The 18,486-nt window shown below is 64.8% G+C and carries 14 protein-coding genes; 6 read left to right on the forward strand and 8 right to left on the reverse strand.

All coding sequences use genetic code 11. The annotated features are described in order from the left end of the window. Nucleotides 1-77: 77 nt before the first annotated feature. The gene (locus tag G7072_RS11195; protein WP_166086375.1) at nt 78-1,910 is read right to left on the reverse strand and encodes an ABC transporter ATP-binding protein; all 1,833 of its coding nucleotides are present in this window, start codon (nt 1,908-1,910) and stop codon (nt 78-80) included. Then, a complete protein-coding gene (locus G7072_RS11200) occupies nt 1,907-3,691 on the reverse strand; it encodes an ABC transporter ATP-binding protein (RefSeq protein WP_166086377.1) in 1,785 nt (594 codons plus the stop codon). The genes G7072_RS11195 and G7072_RS11200 overlap by 4 nt, the downstream gene beginning before the upstream one ends. 254 nt (nt 3,692-3,945) lie before the next feature. On the opposite strand from G7072_RS11200, the gene G7072_RS11205 reads away from it, so the two are divergent. Next, on the forward strand, nt 3,946-4,575 hold the full coding sequence (locus G7072_RS11205; protein WP_166086379.1) for a TIGR03085 family metal-binding protein: 630 nt from the start codon (nt 3,946-3,948) through the stop codon (nt 4,573-4,575). 99 nt (nt 4,576-4,674) lie between these two features. Here the strand turns inward: G7072_RS11205 and G7072_RS11210 are convergent, their stop codons facing one another. Continuing rightward, nucleotides 4,675-5,934, reverse strand: a complete 1,260-nt coding sequence (locus G7072_RS11210; RefSeq protein ID WP_166086381.1) for an N-6 DNA methylase — start codon at nt 5,932-5,934, stop codon at nt 4,675-4,677. A gap of 200 nt (nt 5,935-6,134) precedes the next feature. On the opposite strand from G7072_RS11210, the gene G7072_RS11215 reads away from it, so the two are divergent. Together G7072_RS11215 and G7072_RS11220 are read left to right on the forward strand one after the other, a co-directional pair. Continuing rightward, a complete protein-coding gene (locus tag G7072_RS11215) occupies nt 6,135-8,279 on the forward strand; it encodes an ATP-binding protein (protein WP_166086383.1) in 2,145 nt (714 codons plus the stop codon). Then, nucleotides 8,276-8,977, forward strand: coding sequence for a hypothetical protein (locus G7072_RS11220; RefSeq protein ID WP_166086385.1), 702 nt, complete (start codon nt 8,276-8,278; stop codon nt 8,975-8,977). The genes G7072_RS11215 and G7072_RS11220 overlap by 4 nt, the downstream gene beginning before the upstream one ends. A 1,338-nt stretch (nt 8,978-10,315) precedes the next feature. On the opposite strand, the gene G7072_RS11230 is transcribed toward G7072_RS11220, so the two are convergent. The 5 genes from G7072_RS11230 to G7072_RS11250 form a co-directional block, all read right to left on the reverse strand. Continuing rightward, nucleotides 10,316-11,230: an ImmA/IrrE family metallo-endopeptidase gene (locus G7072_RS11230; RefSeq protein WP_166086390.1), complete on the reverse strand. Its 915-nt coding sequence runs from the start codon at nt 11,228-11,230 to the stop codon at nt 10,316-10,318. Continuing rightward, a complete protein-coding gene (locus G7072_RS11235; RefSeq protein ID WP_166086392.1) occupies nt 11,227-12,654 on the reverse strand; it encodes a hypothetical protein in 1,428 nt (475 codons plus the stop codon). Before G7072_RS11235 ends, G7072_RS11230 begins: the two co-directional genes overlap by 4 nt. Nucleotides 12,655-13,023: 369 nt before the next feature. Beyond that, complete coding sequence (locus G7072_RS11240; protein ID WP_166086394.1) at nt 13,024-13,245, reverse strand: ribbon-helix-helix protein, CopG family; 222 nt, start codon at nt 13,243-13,245, stop codon at nt 13,024-13,026. Nucleotides 13,246-13,732: 487 nt separating this feature from the next. Further along, nucleotides 13,733-14,116 (reverse strand): hypothetical protein, encoded by a 384-nt coding sequence (locus tag G7072_RS11245; RefSeq protein WP_166086396.1) that lies wholly within the window; start codon nt 14,114-14,116, stop codon nt 13,733-13,735. Between the two features lie 14 nt (nt 14,117-14,130). After that, entirely contained in the window at nt 14,131-14,961 is an 831-nt protein-coding gene (locus tag G7072_RS11250) for a hypothetical protein (RefSeq protein ID WP_166086398.1), read from the reverse strand. A gap of 118 nt (nt 14,962-15,079) precedes the next feature. On the opposite strand from G7072_RS11250, the gene G7072_RS11255 reads away from it, so the two are divergent. From G7072_RS11255 to G7072_RS11265, 3 genes are all read left to right on the forward strand, one after another. Continuing rightward, entirely contained in the window at nt 15,080-15,886 is an 807-nt protein-coding gene (locus tag G7072_RS11255; RefSeq protein ID WP_166086400.1) for a hypothetical protein, read from the forward strand. 338 nt (nt 15,887-16,224) lie between these two features. Then, nucleotides 16,225-17,130, forward strand: a complete 906-nt coding sequence (locus G7072_RS11260) for a 5,10-methylenetetrahydrofolate reductase (RefSeq protein ID WP_166086402.1) — start codon at nt 16,225-16,227, stop codon at nt 17,128-17,130. 34 nt (nt 17,131-17,164) lie between these two features. Continuing rightward, entirely contained in the window at nt 17,165-18,472 is a 1,308-nt protein-coding gene (locus tag G7072_RS11265) for a glycine cleavage T C-terminal barrel domain-containing protein (protein WP_166086404.1), read from the forward strand. Nucleotides 18,473-18,486 lie beyond the last annotated feature (14 nt).

Raw genomic sequence — 18,486 nt, forward strand, 5'->3', positions numbered from 1 at the left:
TCCTTGATCGATGGTCTGAGAACCACATCAGGGAGCTCCGACACGACCTCGGTCCGAGGCCACGGTCTGTGGATACGTCAGCCCGTGGACATCTGCGCGGTCCACGACGCGTGGAGGCGGCCGTAGACGCCGCCCTCGGCGACGAGCTCGGCGTGACGGCCTTGCTGAACGACCCGTCCGGCGTCCATGACGACGACGAGGTCGGCCCGCTCGGCGGTGCTCATCCGGTGGGCGATGGTGACGGCCGTGCGGCCCGAGGTGAGCCGGTCGAGCGCCGCGGAGATCCGCATCTCCAGCGCGGGGTCGACGGCGCTGGTGGCCTCGTCGAGCACGAGGATGTCGGGGTCGGCCAGCTGCGCGCGCACCAGCGCGACGAGCTGCCGCTCCCCTGCTGACAGCGACTCGCCGCGCTGCCCGACCTGGCTGTCGAGACCGTGCGGCAGCGTCGCCAGCCAGTCGCCGAGCCCCAGGTCCGTGACGGCCGCGAGCAACGACGCGTCGGAGGCACCGGGAGCGCCGTACTGGAGGTTCTCGCGCAGCGTGGCGTCGAAGAGGAAGCCCTCCTGCGGCACCAGCACGATGTGGGTGCGCAGGCTGGAGAACGCGACCGTGCGCAGGTCGGTGCCGCCGATGAGGACGCGGCCCTCGTCGGGGTCCATGAGCCGGGTGAGGATCTTGGCCAGTGTGGTCTTGCCCGAGCCGGTCTCCCCCACGATCGCGACGCGGGTGTGCGGCTCGAGGGTGAGCTCGACGTCGCTGAGCACCGGGCGGCCGGCGGTGTAGGAGTAGCCGACGTGCTCGAAGTGGATCGGCACCGGTACATCAGGCAGCTCGACGCCGTCCTCGGGGTCGGAGACGTCGGCGGGGGTGTCGAGGATGCCGATGACGCGGCGCCAGCCGGCGAACGCGTTCTGGGCGTCGGTGAGCACCTGGGTGCCCATCTGCACCGGGCCGACGAACAGGGTCACGAGGAACGCGAAGGCGAGGACAGTGCCGGCCGACAGGTCGCCGGCTACGCCGAGGAGCACGCCGATCACGACGATGCCGGCGTTGGCCAGGCCGGCGGAGATGCCGCCGAGCGAGAAGGAGAACGCGGTCAGGCCCTGGGCCCGGCTGCTGGCGGTCAGGTGGCGCTGGACGGCGGTGTCGATGCGGTCCTGGGTGCGCTCCTGCACGGCGTAGCTGCGGACGGTGGCCGCGCCGACGACGGGCTCGGAGATGGCCGAGAGCAGGGCGCCGACCTGTTGGCGCACGACGGCGTACGCCGCGGAGAGTCGCTTCTGGAAGTAGCGCAGGCTCAGGAACAGCGGCAGGAAGCAGATCCACACCACCAGGGCAAGCTGCCAGCTGTAGACGACCATGACGACGGTGGCGAGCACGATCTGCCCCACGCTGACGATGGCAATGACGCCGCCGAAGACGAGGAACTGCGAGACCTGGTCGACGTCGCTGGTGACGCGCGAGACCAGGGCGCCGCGGCGCTCGGTGTTCTGCGTCAGCACGGGCAGGTCGTGGACGTGGCGGAAGGCCTTGACGCGCAGCGTGGCCAGGCCGGTCTCCGCGGTGCGGAACAGCCGCGCGGTCATGAACGCCGACGCCAGGCCGGTGACGAGCAGACCGATACCGATGACGGTCACGACGAGCGCGACGAAGCCGCGGTCGACGCCGCCGGGGGCGGACAGGCCGCGGTCGACGCCCTGCTGGACGGCGATCGGCACGAGCACGCGGCCGACGGTGGCCAGGATCGCGAGCGCGACAGTGACGCCGAGGCCCTCGCGCAGCTGCGGTGACAGCTCGAGGCCGCGGCGCAAGGTGTCCATCGCGGTGGAGGCCTCGCCTGACAGGACGCTGGTGCCGCTGGAGGTGCGCGCGGCGTTCGTGGTGTCGGTGCGGTCAGTGGTCGTGCTCATCGGGACACCCCCGCAGCGTCCGCAGCGTCGGCGGCCGCCTCGGCGGCGGCGTCCTCGTAGGCGTTGACGAGCGAGGCGTACGCCGGGTTGCGTCTCAGCAGCTCGGCGTGGGTGCCGCGGTCGGCGATCTTGCCGTCGGCCACGAAGACGACCTCGTCGGCCAGCGCGATGGTGGCCTTGCGGTAGGCGACGACCACGACGGTGCTCTCGCCCGACGAGGCGCGCAGGGAGGCGAGAATGCGGGCCTCGACCTCGGGGTCGACCGCGGAGGTGGCGTCGTCCATGACGAGCAGTCGCGGGTTGCCGACCAGGGCGCGGGCGAGCGAGAGCCGCTGGCGCTGGCCGCCGGACAGCGACGTGCCGCGCTCCCCCAGCCGGGCGTCGAGGCCGCCGTCGAGGGCGGCGACGAAGCCGTCGGCCTGCGCGGTGCGCAGCGCGGCCCAGACCTGCTCGTCACTGACGTCGCGGTCGAGGGTGACGTTGCCGCGGACGGTGTCGTCGAAGAGGAAGGCCTGCTGCGGCACGAGCGCAGCCTGGCGGGCCAGGGAGCCGTGGGCGAGCTCGCGCAGGTCCTGGCCGTCGACGAGGAAGCGGCCGCGGTCGGGATCCACGAGGCGGAACATCAGCGTGGTGAGCGTGCTCTTGCCGGCGGCGGTGGCGCCGACGATGGCGAGGGTGCGTCCTGGCGGTACGTCGAACGTCACGCCGTCGAGGACCGGGTCGCCCTCGACGTACGAGAAGGCGACGTCCTCGACGCGCAGACCGGCGCCGCCGCGGCTGCTGGGCAGCCGGTCGGGGCCGAACTCCATGTGGCCGTCCTCGCCGAGCACCGACCGGACGCGGCTGAAGCCGACGACCGAGCGGGGGAACTCGCCGAGCAGCCAGCCGATGGAGCGGATGGGGAAGGCGACGACCATGAGGAGGTAGCAGATGTTGACGACGTCGCCGGGCGCGCTGGTGCCGGCCTCGACGCGACCGACGCCGACCATGAGGACGGCGAGCACGCCGAGGCTGGGCAGCGACTCGAGGACGGGGTCGAAGACGGCGCGGACGGTGCCGGCCTTGATGCTGGTGTCGCGCAGCTTCTCGGCCTTGCGGGCGAAGCGATCGGTCTCCTCGGTCTCGCGGCCGAGCGACTTCACGACGAGGGCGCCGTCGAAGGACTCGTGGGCGACCTCGCTGAGCTCGGCGCGCAGCGCCTGCACTCGGGTCATGAGCGGCGACTGGATGCGCTGAAAGATCAGGTTGCTGATGATGACGAGCGGGAAGACGAGCAGCCCGACGAGGGCCAGGATCACGTCGGTCAGCAGCATCTGGCCGACGGCGATGACCATCATGGCGATGGTGCCGACGGCCATCGGCAGCGGCGCGATGGGCGCCCAGGCGGCCTCGACGTCGCTGTTGGCGTTGGAGAGCAGCTGGCCGGTGGGGTGGCGGTGGTGCCACTCGAGCGGGAGGTCGAGGTACTTGCGGGTGACGTCGCGGCGGTCGTGGGCCTGCATGCGGTACTGCATCAGCCCGGCGCCCCAGCGGCGCATGACGATGCTGACGCCGCGGACGATGGCGACGCCGATGAAGAGCGCGGCGGCGGTGATCAGCCCGCCGGCGGGGGCCACGCCGTCCTCGAAGCCGGGCAGGATGACGTTGTCGGTCGACCAGCCGAGCACCCAGGCGTCGGCGACCGTCAGCGCACCGAAGACGACGGCGCCGAGGGTGGAGATGGCGAACATCCGGGGCTCGCGCTTGATCGCGACCCCGAGGACGCGCAGTCCCGCGCGCATCGTCCCGACCTGTGCCGTCGCCACACTTCTCCAATCGTTGGTCGAGCTCGTCGAGACCCCCCGGTGGTCGAGCAGGTCGCGCAGCGACCGATGTCGAGACCCGGTGAGGTCAGCAGGTAGTTCATTCGGCGGTCGAGCTTGTCGAGACCCGAGCCCGTCAGGACCTAACACCGCCCGCGCCGAAAGCCTTCCCCACAGTACGGACACAACGGTTATCCCGGACCTCCGGCATCCCGCTTCCGTAGGCTCCCCGCGTGACCTCCTTCGCCCGCCACGAGCGCACGCTGCTCGCCGCCCTCGCCCAGCAGCTCGGCCCCGACGCGCCCACCCTGTGCGGCGACTGGACGACCAAGGAGCTGCTGGCCCACCTGGTCATCCGTGAGGGTCGCCCGGCGGCCGCGGGCGTCTTCGTGCCGCAACTCGAGGGCTGGCTTGAGAACGCCACAGAGCACCAGCTGGCGCGGCCGTACGTCGACCTGGTCGACGCCGTGCGCCACGGGCCGCCGCTGTGGTCGCCGTTCCGGCTGCCGAAGGCCGATGCGCTCGGGAACCTGGTGGAGTTCTTCGTCCACCACGAGGACGTACGTCGCGCGCAGCCAGACTGGGCGCCGCGTGACCTGTCGCGCGCTCGACAGGACACGTTGTGGCGGGCGCTCGGCGTGGCCGGGAGGCTGCTGGCCCTCCGCTCCCCCGTGCCGCTGGCGGTCACCCGCAGCGACACCGGAGCTTGTACGACGCTGAAGCGTCGGCGCGGGGCTGTGTTGACCGGGCTCCCGTCGGAGGTGCTGCTCTTCCTCTACGGCCGGCAGGACCACGCCGAGGTCGAGGTCACCGGCGACAACACCGCAGTCGCGAAGATACGCCGCGCCAACTTGGGCATATGAGGCAGCTGGCCCGTTCCTTCGGCGTCGGACGCTTCCGAATCGCTCCGCTTATGTGGTCCGAGACGAACGAACCTCAATCCGTCTAGCGCCCCGGTCGCGTCAAGTAGTCACGAGTTCACTGTAAGCATCAGGTTTCACCCAATGCGCCGGTAGCGGTGCCTCGCTGAGGGCGGCGGTTGTTAGATGACGACAATTGATTCTAGAGTCCAGGTACGAACGCACCTCCGGCCCTGACAGCCAACTTGCGAGTTCTCGACAGGTCCTGGCGCTCCCGTCGAAAGGGCGGAGAACAAGTAAGTGGTTCTCCACCGCCGTTGCCTCGTCGCCATCGACGGTCACGGCCACCGCACGACGGCCGTGGGTTGATGGCCGATCGGTGCGACGGACAACCACGAACGGCGGATCGAAGACCCGGCCCGCGTAAGGCCGTCGCTGCGCGGCCTTCGTCACAGTCCCGCTCTGAGGCAGTTCATGTGCCATCAAGAATGGCCTCTCAGGACCCAGCCGCGGGTCGCGGGTCTGCACAACAGGGCCGACGCGGACCTCGAAGAAGTCACCGACTCGCAGCGAACCGCCGGGCGGCGACTTCGTCAGCCAAGTGTTCGCGACTGGAGTCGACGTCTCCACGATTGAGTGGCCCCCTGACTGCGTGCGAGTCCCGACCAGAATAAAAACGTCCACGTCCGTCCAACGATCGAACTGGCCTACCGGAATCACTTCCTCTACGGCCATCAGTCCGTCGATCACGCGTCGGAACCTTGCTGAGTTTGACCCGCTGCGAAGCACATCCGGCAAGATCGCAACCACCTTCGAACCAGCGGCGACATTCCTCAGGGCAGACTCGAGGAAGATGGCCGCGCGAGGGACGGAGCCCGACCCCCATGTGCAGTCCGCTGGAGCGTGTTGCCTGCCGAAAGGAGGATTGATCAACAACGTCCCGGGTTGGGTTGCTAGAGCCATCGCCCTTGTACCGTCCCCAACCGAGACCCCCCGGAAGAACTGCTGACTGAGTTTCGTCTGGCAGAGCCCGTGGCGAGCAAGCGCGGCCAACTGCAGGCGCAGCCGCGCAGCCGAAACGAAACTGTTTGTGATGTCACGGCCGCGGAGTTGCGAACTCCACATTGCCATTGTGCCGACCGTCGTGTCGTGCGCCTCCAGGGTCGTCGCTGCAGTCAGCAAGAGGTCTCCGGCGCCGCAAGCCGGATCGAAGTACGGTTCGACGCCATGCTCGCGCACAGCATCAGCGAACTGCGCCCGTACATGAGAAGCCGTGAAGAAGGCGCCATTTGCTCGTCGCGTCGCCGCCGGCACGAGGCGGCGCAGTTCGCTGGACGCCTGGCCGTCCAGGCTCGCCGCCACACGTGGGTCGTCTGGGCTCAACTTCCCGGAGAGCACCGCACGCGCCGTCGATCGCAGGGCGGTCACATACTCGTCGTACGCGGCCATCGGCGCCGATGACGACACGAGCTGCCTCCCAACCGATGGATCACTGACCGGGATCGTAGCCCGTGGAAGACTCAGCTCGGACGGGGTGGTCTGAGTTGTGGAGGGGAGCCAAGATGGGAGCGGAACACCTACGGTTCGCGCCTGAAATCTTACGGCGCCTCGGCGAAGAACTCGTGCCGCATGCTGACCTAGGAATTCTTGAGCTTGTGCGCAACGCGTACGACGCCGACGCCTCTTTTTGTGTTGTGTCGCTCGACGGCGTTGAAGAAACCGGCGGCACCGTCGTCATTCGCGACGACGGCGATGGTATGTCTGAGGCAGATATAAAGTCGGGTTGGCTGTTACTCGGAAAATCCGCGAAAGTCGGCGAGAGGTTCACCCCGGGAGGTAGGCGGAAGGTGGGCGAGAAAGGCCTCGGTCGACTTGCTGCGCTTCGCCTAGGGCGCCACGTAACTTTGACCACCCGACGCGAACTTCCCCCATCGGCGGCCGCGAGTCTTGCTGACCCAGTGGCACAAATCAAAGGATCGGCTACGGTCGAGTCCAAACTATCTATCGATTGGGACCTTTTTGAGGATGTCGAGTCGGTAGATCAGGTACCATTATCCATCCAAACTCGGTCATCTAACGAACCAAAGGGTTCGGAAATCAGCATTTCTGATCTCCGAAAGCCGCTGAGCAAGCCCGACGTACGACGCCTGGCACGATCGATGGTCCTCCTCACGGGACCTTTCCCCGCTCCGAACATATTTCGAGCGCGATTGGATGCCCCAGGTTTTGAAGAGATGGAGCGCTTAGTACTCGACGGATACTTCGAAGAGCACGACTACATAATTAGAGCAAAGGTTGATTCGCAGGGGTGGGCGACCGCCATACTCATTGACTGGAATGGACAGATCCTCGGCACTGCGTCTCACGACGATCTTGCAAACAACGGATCAGCGTACGAATGCCCTCCTGCTGACTTCGAACTATGGGTCTTCACGTTGAGCAAGGCGAGTTTTGACGTCAGAAACTCGACGCAACCGGTTTCGGCGGTTCAAAATTGGTTGCGCGAAATCGGCGGCGTTCACCTCTTTCAGCGCGGCTTGCGCGTTCATCCCTACGGCGACGCGGGGCATGACTGGCTTGACATGAATCTCCGGCGCGCGCGCAGCCCCGAAATGCGACCGTCGACGAACACTTCTATTGGCCGAATCGTGGTTCACGATGATGGTGATCAGCTGACGCCAAAGACCGACCGCACTGGGTTCATTGAGAATGCCTCGTTCGCCGACCTACGGCAATTCGGTGGTGACGTACTCGATTGGGCCGCCGAGGTTCGTTTGCGCCTCCGCGAGGCGGAGCGCCTAACCGATCGAGAAAAGAATCAGAAGGCATTGACGAGAGCCACGACGAAGGTCTCGAAGGCCCTAAAGAATGTACCGGAGGACGTACGACCGACTGTCGAGAACGCCATTGTGGAGTACCAGGCAGCTTTTAATAGGCAGTTGAGATCTACCGAGGATGACTTGCTGTTGTACCGGACGCTCGGCACGGTCGGGACAATGACCGCCGTCTTTGCCCACGAGACGTTGCGGCCAGTAGCAACTATCCAACAAATGGCGTCGTCCATTCGAGTTCGCATTCATCGTGCGGTCGGGACTGCGGAGTACGATAGGACATTTGCCGTCCCGATTGACCGGATTGAGAACTCATCCTTATCGTTGCGAACCTTCGCAGAGTGGCCGTTGCATTTACTTTCGCGAAGTAAACGTCGGCGCGGTGTAGTCGACGTCGCAAGGACGGCGCGTGACGTACTTAACCTCTTTGACCCCTATCTGCGAGACACGGGTGTGAGCGCACGCGTCGAGGACCGAGAAGGCGAGCGAGCGCTGGTCGCTGGCACTCGGGCCTCCTGGGAAGCTGTCTTCGCAAACCTGCTTGCGAACTCTGTCTACTTTCTAGGACAGGCGCCGACCTTGAGCAACCGAGAGGTGCTGGTGACCATCGATACGTCCGAGAAGAACGTGATCGTCACCGTGTCGGACTCAGGGCTCGGCCTGGTCGACATCAGCCCGAGCGACGTTTGGCTTCCCGGGCGAAGCACGCGCGAGGACGGCACCGGATTGGGTCTAACGATCGTCCGGGATGCAGTTCGCGACATGGGTGGCACGATCTCGGCCGTCGCAAACTGCGAACTGGGCGGAGCGGAGTTTCGTTTGATTATGCCGAAGGCCGAGGATGACGGAGCCCTCCCCGGGCTTGAGGAGCGATGAGGTTCGAAGTGGTCAGCTTGCTTCAGGATGGGTCGCACGTTGCGGTCGTCGACGATGTCGATAGCGATGCGCAGACCACAAGCACTGTCCTCGAAGACGCTGGGCTCGTTCCTGTAACCGTGAACATTCCTAGCGGTGCGGACGAGTTGGTGGATTCTCTGGTGGGACATTTCGCAGGTGTCGTGTGCGACCACCGATTACACGGAAAAGCCGATTACTTTGGCGCGCAGATCGTTGCGAAGTGCATGCAGCGTGGACTGCCAGCCGTTCTACTCACGACATTCGCCGACCCTAGAGACAATGCACTGATCCAAACGTATCGCCCCCAGATTCCTGCCCTACTAATGCGTGGCCTGGATTCCACTGGCTCAAACATTCGTAAAGCACTCGAGTACGCCGAGGCCGAAACTCACGGAAACTATCGGATCACGCGGGAACCGCACCGCACTGTTGCCAGGGTGACCGCTCGACACGACGACCCTCCGCAGACCATCGAGCTTCTGATACCCGCCTGGTCCACGAGTCAGGTGGTCAGCGTGCCTACAAACTCTCTGGGCGACGCTGCTGGCATCGCTCGAGTCGGACAGCGCTTCCTGGCAGACGTGAACATCTACGCTGACTCACATCTGGATCTTTATGCGGCGAACTTTGAGTCAATACCGGACGCATCCTTCGACGACTTGGTGAATGACCTGTGATTGCTGAGACGGGCGAGAGCCGCGCGGAAGACGGAATGGAACTAATTATTCTTGACGTCGGACACGGCAACACCGCACTAATTAGGTCCACTTCGACAATTGTTGTTGACGCTGCGCCACGGCGAACTTTACTCGACGAATTGGAGCGGGAACCCGTAGCGCGAATCGACCACTTGCTGCTCTCTCACTCGGACAATGACCACATCGGCGGGGCGGTCGCAGCCCTATCCCATGCCGAATTTCGGGTGCGCAACCTGTGGTTGAATCCAGATGGCGAGAAAGATTCAGACGTGTGGGGAGACCTCATCGCATTCGCATCGGCATTGCGAAAGGCGGGTGAGCTCCGGGTCGTCCTGTCACTCAACGTTGGAACGAGCCCGATAGTACGAGACGATGATCTCACCGTGGAGGTGTTGCACCCCAGCATCGAGCTCGCTGCTCGTGGACCCGTCCGGCCCGCCAAAGCAGGGAGCCTTGCTGTGTCGTCAAACGGGGCGTCGGCGGTAGTTAAGGTCTCAAGTGCGGGACGCGCAATCGCACTGTTGCCCGGTGACGCTAACGAGTCAGCGCTTCGATCGATGCTGGAGTCCGAGCATGACTTGAAAGCGGCCGTGCTCGTTTTCCCCCACCATGGTGGCCGGTGTGATGGGGACGAGTATCGGTTCGCGAAACTTCTTACTGAGGTGGTCCGACCCGACCTCGTGGTCTTCTCTCTAAGCCGTTCGGGACTGCGCAACCCGCTGCCGGAGATAGTCCGTGGAGTGCGGGAAGGCGCACCAGACGCCCGAATCGCATGTACCCAGTTGAGTTCGCGGTGCCGACCTGATGATGAATATTTGAATGAGGCCGCCAGACACGCGAGCCACCTCTCAGAGCATCCTGCGGCCGGTCGCCAAAGGAGCGCGTGCTGCGCTGGAACGGTGAGGGTTAAGGTCAGTGGTGGGAATGTGGACTTCTCTCCAAGCGTCGCGGCACATCGGGCCTATATCGAACTCGCTGCCGCTACGCCACTTTGCATCTCGGCCGAAACTCTCGCAAAATAGTCAAGAAGATTCCATTAGTCGCGCAATCAAGTATATGCGGTGGGGGTATTCCCCGTGGCGCAACTTTGGGAGCGTGAAACCCGGCTCCCCCACTTTGGTGTGTAGCGTTTGGTCGTTGGCCCAGCTGGGCGGCGCGTCGGTGAGCATCTAGGATCAAGGTCACTCGAGGATGAGGATTCCTACATGCCGCATCCGGCCGAAATCGGCCTGCAAATCATCGACCTACACCTCTGACCGGGTCGCGCGGTAATTCCTTACCGTGGGCCGAGCAGGATCGCCGGGACGGGCCGCGAGGTCAGAACCGAGCGGTGTCTGGTGGCTGCGCAAGGTGTAAGTCGAACTGGGGGACCGGCCCGTCCTCGACATCGAGATAGAGAAGCACTTCAGACTGGCCGGATCGGCGTGCCTCGGCCAGATGCACGGTGATTCCTCCACGTCGACGCACTGACACCTGCAGTTGAGTAGTTCGATAGCCGAGCTGGTCGAGTGCCGCTTGGGTCTTGGGTTCCAGATCGAGGTCGGACTTCCAGTCTCTCTTTGTGCCGGCACGACTAACGGCGATCCATTGCCCTGACGCACTTCGTCGCATTCGCAGGAGCACTCTTGGCACGTCTACGGCCATCAGCCGGGTTACCAGCATCGACTGACTTACTCGCAGTTGGTTGGATGCTGCGCGCATCTCGTCGAGCGATCGACACGGGATAGCCAACTCGGCAAGGTAGGCGCGGGGAAGGAGCAGCTCCGCAGCGATAACGTCGCAGACGATCTCCGGTTTGCGTGCGAAGGCTTCAAGCAAGGCAGAGTCGGCATCCTCGTGAGGATCGAGATGGGCACTGGTGATGATGTGTCCGATCTCGTGGCCAAGAGTAAACCGGCGCCGGCCGTCACTACGCGAGAAGGCTAGGAAGATGACTGGACGTCGCGCCGACCAATCGGTAAACCCGTGCATCCTCTCGGCTCGGTACCGAATATCGGCTGCGCCCAACTGGCGTGCAATCGAGTTCAGATCAATCGGATCAATCTGAGCGTCATAGTCCGGTAGAAGTCGCTTAAGCAGTTGAGGCACTTGGTCGCGCCACCGGGTAGGCGGCGGTCGATTTGGTCCGGAACCGCGACGGTCCATCCACCGCTCCAGACCCTGCGGCTTAGGTGCCGACAGCGACATAGGGTCAGTTCGTAACGGGACTGCATTCGGCTCGAGACCGCTCATCTGGCAAACCTAAGGTCGTAGGCCTTACTCCAGTCATCTGAGTGCGTGCGGCCCTGGCGAGCGTCTGCCGACTGCGCGATCACTTCCGCCATGTAGTCGTCAAGAAGGGTAAGTGTGCGGTTGGGCGGCCAGGCGCCGAGCTGCTGGGCCGACTTGAGTGCCTGCCACTCCAGTGTGGAAAGCCGATCACCTGATCCTGTGTTGGGAGGCTGGGCCTCGGCCTGGCTGGCGTCCCCGTCAGTGGCCAGACTCACCTTCAGGATCTGGCTGACCAGCCGGCCAGCCTCGATACCCATGAGGTCTTCGAGTTCAGCTAGTTCCCAGGCTGCTGCTTGTCCCAAATGGATCGGGTCATTACTGCGGTAGCGGGCACGTTCAGGTGAGAGCCGCTTGTGCTCGAAGGTTGCGATATCGGCATTACGGAGGCGAACCGAGAGCCAGCCGGTGACTCTGGCGAGACGCTCGATCATGTCGAGAAGCTCTTGATGACGGGCGCGGATTTGCTGCTCATGATGAGTCAGGAAGTGCCGCAACTTGGCGAGCATGTCCTCATCGTCGAGATAGGAGACCTCGATGCGGCGCGCGTGGCGTGCACCAAAGGCGACCATGAATGGCTCGGCATCCTGGTCGTAGATGAACACCGGCGCACCGGCGTCTTCCATCTGCTTCACGGCGTAGCCTGCCCCGCGGCCACAGAGGTGGCCATCCACGAGCACGAATCCAGAGGCATAGTCCAAGGCAGAGTTAGCCATGTAGTCGGCGCTCTCGGCGTCAGGATCGGCTCCTTGCCCGGGACGCCTGTGCTTGCCGGGGATGTCGGCCACCATGCCGAACTCATTCTCGATGACCTCGACGCACAGTACAGCGCGATGGATCGCGTCTCGCTGCTGCTTGCGGGAGACACGACCGATGGGGGTGCCGATCTGCACCAATGGCCGGGAGTCGAGAACTAGCCGCGGCCGCGGCGGCCGCGTCGCTACAGCGGCCCGGCCGATCAGCGCCGTAACGGCGTCGAGGCGTTCCGCGGGAATCAAGTGATGGTCGGACAGGGCGTCGACCAGGTCGGCAGCGCGGATGCGGTCGAAGATGTCCCCCAGTCCGGCGTCCGATGCCGTCGTCGAGGCCATCATGAGTGCATAACCGTGGTTGACGTCGTGAGAGAGGTGCGGGTTCTTCGGCGCGACTCGAAAGGGCTGAGCTTCAGTGATCGCGGTCAGGATGATCGCAAGGGCGCGAGTGTCCGGTTCACCGAGCCCGATGGCGTGGTTCATCGCGATGGCAACCCGCTGCACAGCCGCTTCGTCGAGTTGGACATGGGGCAGCTTCGAGTCGATCGGGTCTTCGGGTAGACGAACGGAAAGTACGAGTTGGAGGGCACGCGCGTGCTCGAGCAACTTCTCGCGGGTAGGGGCCTGGATACGCACGTGCAACCTCCGCTACTACTCGTCGGGGTGTGTCCCTGGTTGGCTGCTCGAGCCGACCGTCACGCCGCGCCTCAGTGGCCAGACCTGCGACCACTCGCTGTGCGTTGTGTTGGTACGCGGCCCAGCGGCGTTGTCAACGGTTCTGACGAGGCTGCGACCCTCCGACGTGTGACCGCTGTTGGGCACGTCGCCCCGGCCGTGGTGGTCCCGGGCCGGCGGAGTCACACACAGCCCGCCGGCCCGGGATCGGCCCGAACGCGCTTCGGACTTGGTTCGAATCTGTGTAGAGACAGCTCTCCTCGGGACGCCTGAGGCGGGTTGGATGAAGTGAGGCATGCGCGGTCCCGCCTCCTTACTACTGGTGGGTGGTTAGATCCCGAACAGAACGAGCTCTCGTTGGGTCTGCGCGTTCGGATCGTCGACGACGATCTTGTTTCCCGCTTCCTGCTGTTCGAGCAGGTACTTGTGGACCGCGATCGCCCGCTTGAGGACCTCGGTCATGGTGGTGTCGTCCCGTTGGGCCATCTCCTTAAGCGTCTTGACGACGTCGTCGGACAAGTTGACGGTCACCTTGGTGGACTTCTTGGACATGGTGCTCCTGTCTGATGCGGCCACTTCTTGACAACTCCTGACAGGTGGGTCGCGCCGGCAAGTGGCCGGTGGTGAAACCTGCGCAGGAGTGGTGGTGTCTCCTCTCTTGGGCAGCTCTTAACCCGGACGTTAGCCGTACACGATTGGCAGTTCCAAACACCTAGGGTGAGTGTCATGTATGGGAACGACCCGTACATGATACGGTATATGTACGGGTGTTAAGCGTCAAGACGGTTGCGATCGTCATCCCCGTCAACTGAATGACCAAGTCGGTGAGTGGCCGATCGTGGGTGCTGACGGGCGAGCTTCCTCGACGCACCTCGGCAGCAACGACGATGCGGCTCCGCGCCTGAACGGCCGATCGCGCCAGCGCAATTCCGCAGGACTTGCCGTACTGGCGGGCGCGTTGTCGGCAGTCACCGAGCCGACATATACGGACTTGTATGACGTCCATCGGCACCTTGTCGCGTCGCAGCATCGGCGGCGCTCACGGTTCGTTCTCTCGCGACTGCAGGCTGATCAAGACGCAGTTGAAGAGTTCCCAGGTCGCGGCATCCTCGGTCTTGCTCGTGATCCACCCATTTGGGCTTGGGATAGCGTGTCGTTCGTCGGCGTCGGACATGCGCTCCCGCGCTTGGACCAGTACATCGGCGACGTACGGAGCGCCAGGGATTCGGATGCTTACGCGACAAATGTCCGACCCAAGTTGCATCGCGCTGACTTCGAGTTCACCATCCTTTGACACCAGCGGACGCCCGACAAGGAAGGCGCGCAGGGCGGCGCTCAACTCGGAGGAGTCAAAGTTCTTGATCCTGAGGGCCCATTGAATCAGTGGGTCGGCCCCGGACCGCGTGGCGATGCCCTTCCCCATGGCTCCCAGCCGTTCTAGGCGGACTCAAGTGGCTGTGAGGATGAAAGTGCGAGTTCGCCATCGAAGTCGAGGGCAGCGACGACCCTCGTTGTCAGGTCGAGCGCAGCCGCAGGTGTGCCGGAGACGGCATGCAGGCGTGCGAGCTCAAGCATTGCTTGGGTTACTCGTCGCTCCACGAAGGGGTCTCCGTCGTTTTCGAAGAGTTCGACGACCTTCTCGAAAGTGTTTCGCGCCGCGATCAGGTGTTCGGCGCGCTCAAATGCGAAGCCGCGAATGATGAGCGCGTCACTGAGCAGCCGGCGCTCCGACTTCTCGTCAGGCGTAGCGCCGGCCACCCCATGGAGAAGCGCAGCGTAGACCGACCTGGCTGCGCTTGGGGAGCGCTCCGCCGACCCGACCGCGTCGTGAGCCGTGACGTGCGCGACTGCTTGGGCGAACTCAGCAGGGGTTGCGTCTGGGTGATCGGCCTCGAACTTCTCAAGCAACTTCTCCTGCTGATCAGGGTCCTCCACCGCTTGGCCAGTCGTATGACCGCTGATGACACCAAATACCTTGCTGTTACGCGTGAGCAACGAAGTCACCCCGCGCTCGGCTAGCCGGATACTTTCGGACGGCGAGCCCTGAGCGATGTCCGATGCGTTGAGTTCGCGCAGCGAATCCGCGTAGTCCACTGCAAAGTCCGCCATCAACGGAGCATGTTCTGGGGCGGAAGCTGGTGAGATCGCAGCGACCACTCGCCCGTACCGGGAGATGAGTACCCGTCTGCCATCTGCGAGGGCATCGAAGATCCGTCCCGCCTCCGCTTTGAACTGCGAGATCGGGATAGGCCCGTAGTCCGTCGCCATGCGTGCGCCTTCCCTCCGTCGAGAAACTTGAACTTCACTGTAGGCGCTTTGTTACCTAGATCCCTTGGTCAGATGCTACCCGGTTGCCAAGGATGAAACAAGAGCCCATGATCTTGCCATGTCCGTCTACGACAGTGGCGTCTCGGCCTATCGCGACACCACTAAGTGGCTCGTTGCCTTCGTACCCATTGGCTCGCTCATTGCTGCCGCAGTCACCCTCGGCCCGGACCTAGTAGAGAGCATCCAGGCCTCCAACGGAGTCGGCAACTGGCTAGGCGACTACTGGTTCGCAGTCATCTGTGGGGTCGTCTTCCTCCTTGGGATCGGCGCGATTCTCTACTTCGGCGCCGCCGTCCTCAGCGTTGCACCAACTGACATCGGCGCCATACAAGAGGACGCGTTCGCACCTACCCTCGCCAAGGCCATCGGCGAAGGAGTCGCCGCACCAGAATTCTTCACACCCGAGGCCTTCAGAAGCGCAATGGCAGATCTAGCAAACGCGTGGGACGGCAAGGACCCCGTCAGTGACGACGACCCGCGGCTCACCCGTCTCCGAACACCCCTCGAGAACCTGCGCCAGTGGTCGATCTTCAACAGTGTCCAAGCTAGGTTTAGCGACTTTGTTCTGGCCTTCATCCTTGGAGTCGCCGCCATCAGCACAGCGATCATCCTTGCTCCCGCTCAGCTCAACGTGGGCCCAGCGATCGAGAAGCCCACCGTGGTCCTGGTCGAACTCAGCGATACCGGCGAAGCCGACCTCGAGAAGGCCACCAGTTGCTCAGGAACAGACACGGTGTTTACCGCAATCGACGGGACGTGGAAGCATCCCACCCTCGCAGTGGATGGCACTGGGTGTGACTTCGGCGCAACCTGGAGACCGGGCCCCGGCGAAGCAGAGATCCGTCCTCAACCGGCGAACCCGTAGTGGCAACGCCCAGCGCGATACCGCCTCCCGACGAAGACGATTCCGGGACCTCAAGCCAGCAGATGAGTTCGCCTTCTGCGTGAGCGGCCGCGACTCCCTGCGCCAAACGTTATCTGGGCCACGCGCCCGCCAGGCGTCCTGTTTCGAGCGTCTTCACCCTGACTCCGCTCGCACCCCAGTGCTGGGCACCATCATCTCGTCGACGCGACTTCGCCGCAGCATCAACTCAGCGCCGGGACCTTTGGCGCAAGACCTGGCACCAACGCCGGTCTATCGCCACCGACCGTCCTGTGGCTACCGTGAAGCCGTCCGGTGCGCATCATGAAACGGAATGCACTATGCGCAACTTCAGCACAGCAGCCAACGGCGGCCTCGCCGATCTGCTGGAGCGCCCGCGCTTCGAGGTGCTGCCCACGGCAGGGGCGCCCGACACCGTCGCCGAGCACCTGCCGCCCGGGCGGTCGGTGACGGTCTCCGCCTCCCCGCGGAAGGGCCTCGACGCCACCCTCGACACCGCGGAGAAGCTCTCCGCCTTCGGCTACGACGTCGTCCCCCACATCGCGGCCCGGATGGTCGCGGACGACGCTCACCTCAAGGACATCGTCGACCGCCTTCACGAGGCCAGCGTCAACACCATCTTCGTCCCGAGCGGCGACGCCACCGAGCCCGGCGCCTACCCCGACGCGGTGGCGCTGCTCGCGGCCCTCCACGAGATGGGCAACCCGTTCCACGCCGTCGGCATCACCGCCTACCCCGAGTCCCACCCGACGATCCCCGACGACGTCACCATCCAGGCGATGTGGGACAAGAGCCGCTACGCCACCGAGATGGTCAGCAACCTGACCTTCGACGCCGGCGTCGTCGAGGCCTGGCTCGGCCAGGTCCGCGGCCGTGGCGTCTCACTCCCGCTTTGGCTGGGTGTGCCGGGCCAGGTCGACCCGGCCAAGATGCTCGCCGTCGCCACCCGCATCGGCGTCGGCGACTCCGTCCGCTTCCTCATGAAGCAGCCACGCACCGTCGCGCGCCTGGTCAACCCCCGCGGCTTCGACGCCGACACGTTCCTGCGCAGGCTCGCCCCTGCGATCACCCGCGACGAGGCCGTCGTCGCCGGGCTCCACGTCTTCACCTTCAACCAGATCGCCGCCACCGAGGCGTGGCGGGTCCGACTGATCGAGCGGCTGCGGGAAGGAGGTGCCCGCACCCGTCCGACCCTGCGGGGTCCGACCACGCCTCGCCAGCTGTGACCCGCCCCCGGGTCCGACACACCAGGAGCACTGAATGATCAGCACGAACTACCCCTCCGTCGACCAGTCCGACCGCCTCGTCCCGATCAACCTGCGCCAGTCGGGACGCACCCCGGTTGAGATGCTGATCGACACCCGCATCCGCAAGTCGCCGTACTGGCAGCTCTCCGCCGAGGCCGGCTGCTGGCGCGCCTCGGTCTACAACCGGATGTACCACCCGCGCGGCTACGTGCGCCCCGAGGACGGCGGCGCGATGGTCGAGTACGACGCCCTGGTCAACCACGTCACCATGTGGAACGTCGCCGTCGAGCGGCAGATCCAGGTCAAGGGCCCCGGTGCGGCCGACTTCGTCAACTTCGTCATCACCCGCGACGCCACCAAGATCCCGCCGATGCGGGCCCGCTACGTGATCCTCTGCAACGAGGCCGGCGGCATCCTCAACGACCCGGTCCTGCTGCGCATCGCCGAGGACGAGTACTGGTTCAGCCTGTCCGACTCCGACCTCATGTTCTGGCTGCAGGGCGTCAACGTCGGGCGCCGCTTCGACGTCGACATCAACGAGATCGACGTCGCGCCGGTGCAGATCCAGGGCCCGAAGTCGATCGACCTCATGACCGACCTGTTCGGGCCCGCCATCGGCGAGCTGCCGTCGTACGGGCTGCACGCAGGCACCGTCGACGGCTGCGGCGTGATCGTCTCGCAGACCGGCTTCTCCGGGGAGAAGGGCTACGAGATCTACCTGATGGACGCCACGATCCACGCCGAGAAGCTGTGGAACGCCGTGCTCGAGGCCGGCAAGAAGCACAACCTCGCCGTGATCGCGCCCGCCCACCACCGCCGGATCGCGGCGGGCATCCTGTCGTGGGGCCAGGACATGGACGTCGAGACGCTGCCCTTCCAGGTCAACCTCGGCTACCAGGTGCCGCGCACCAAGGAGGCCGACTACATCGGCAAGGCAGCGCTCGAGGCCGCCCGCGACGCACTCGAGTCCGGCCATCCGCCGTACACCCACACGCTTGTGGGACTGCGCCTCGGTGGGCTGCCCATCGACGACTACGCGCCCGACTTCTGGCTCATCAGCCCGCGCGACGGCGGCGACCCGATCGGCTACGTCACCTCGCCGTGGTTCTCCCCCGAGCTCGAGGGCAACATCGCGATGGGCCACGTCCCGATCGCGTCGGCCGCGATCGGCACCGAGCTGCTGGTGCACCTGCCCGACGAGTACGCCGACACCTCGGGCGTGCCCGTCGAAGCGGAGGTGGTGGAGATGCCCTTCCGCCCCTCGGTGAACCCCAACCAGCGCGAGCTGCTCAAGGCGCGCGGCCTCGACGCGGCGGTGTGAGCACCCGGGTGGGC

Origin of the sequence: Nocardioides sp. HDW12B (assembly GCF_011299595.1) — a bacterium.
Taxonomy (GTDB): domain Bacteria; phylum Actinomycetota; class Actinomycetes; order Propionibacteriales; family Nocardioidaceae; genus Marmoricola_A.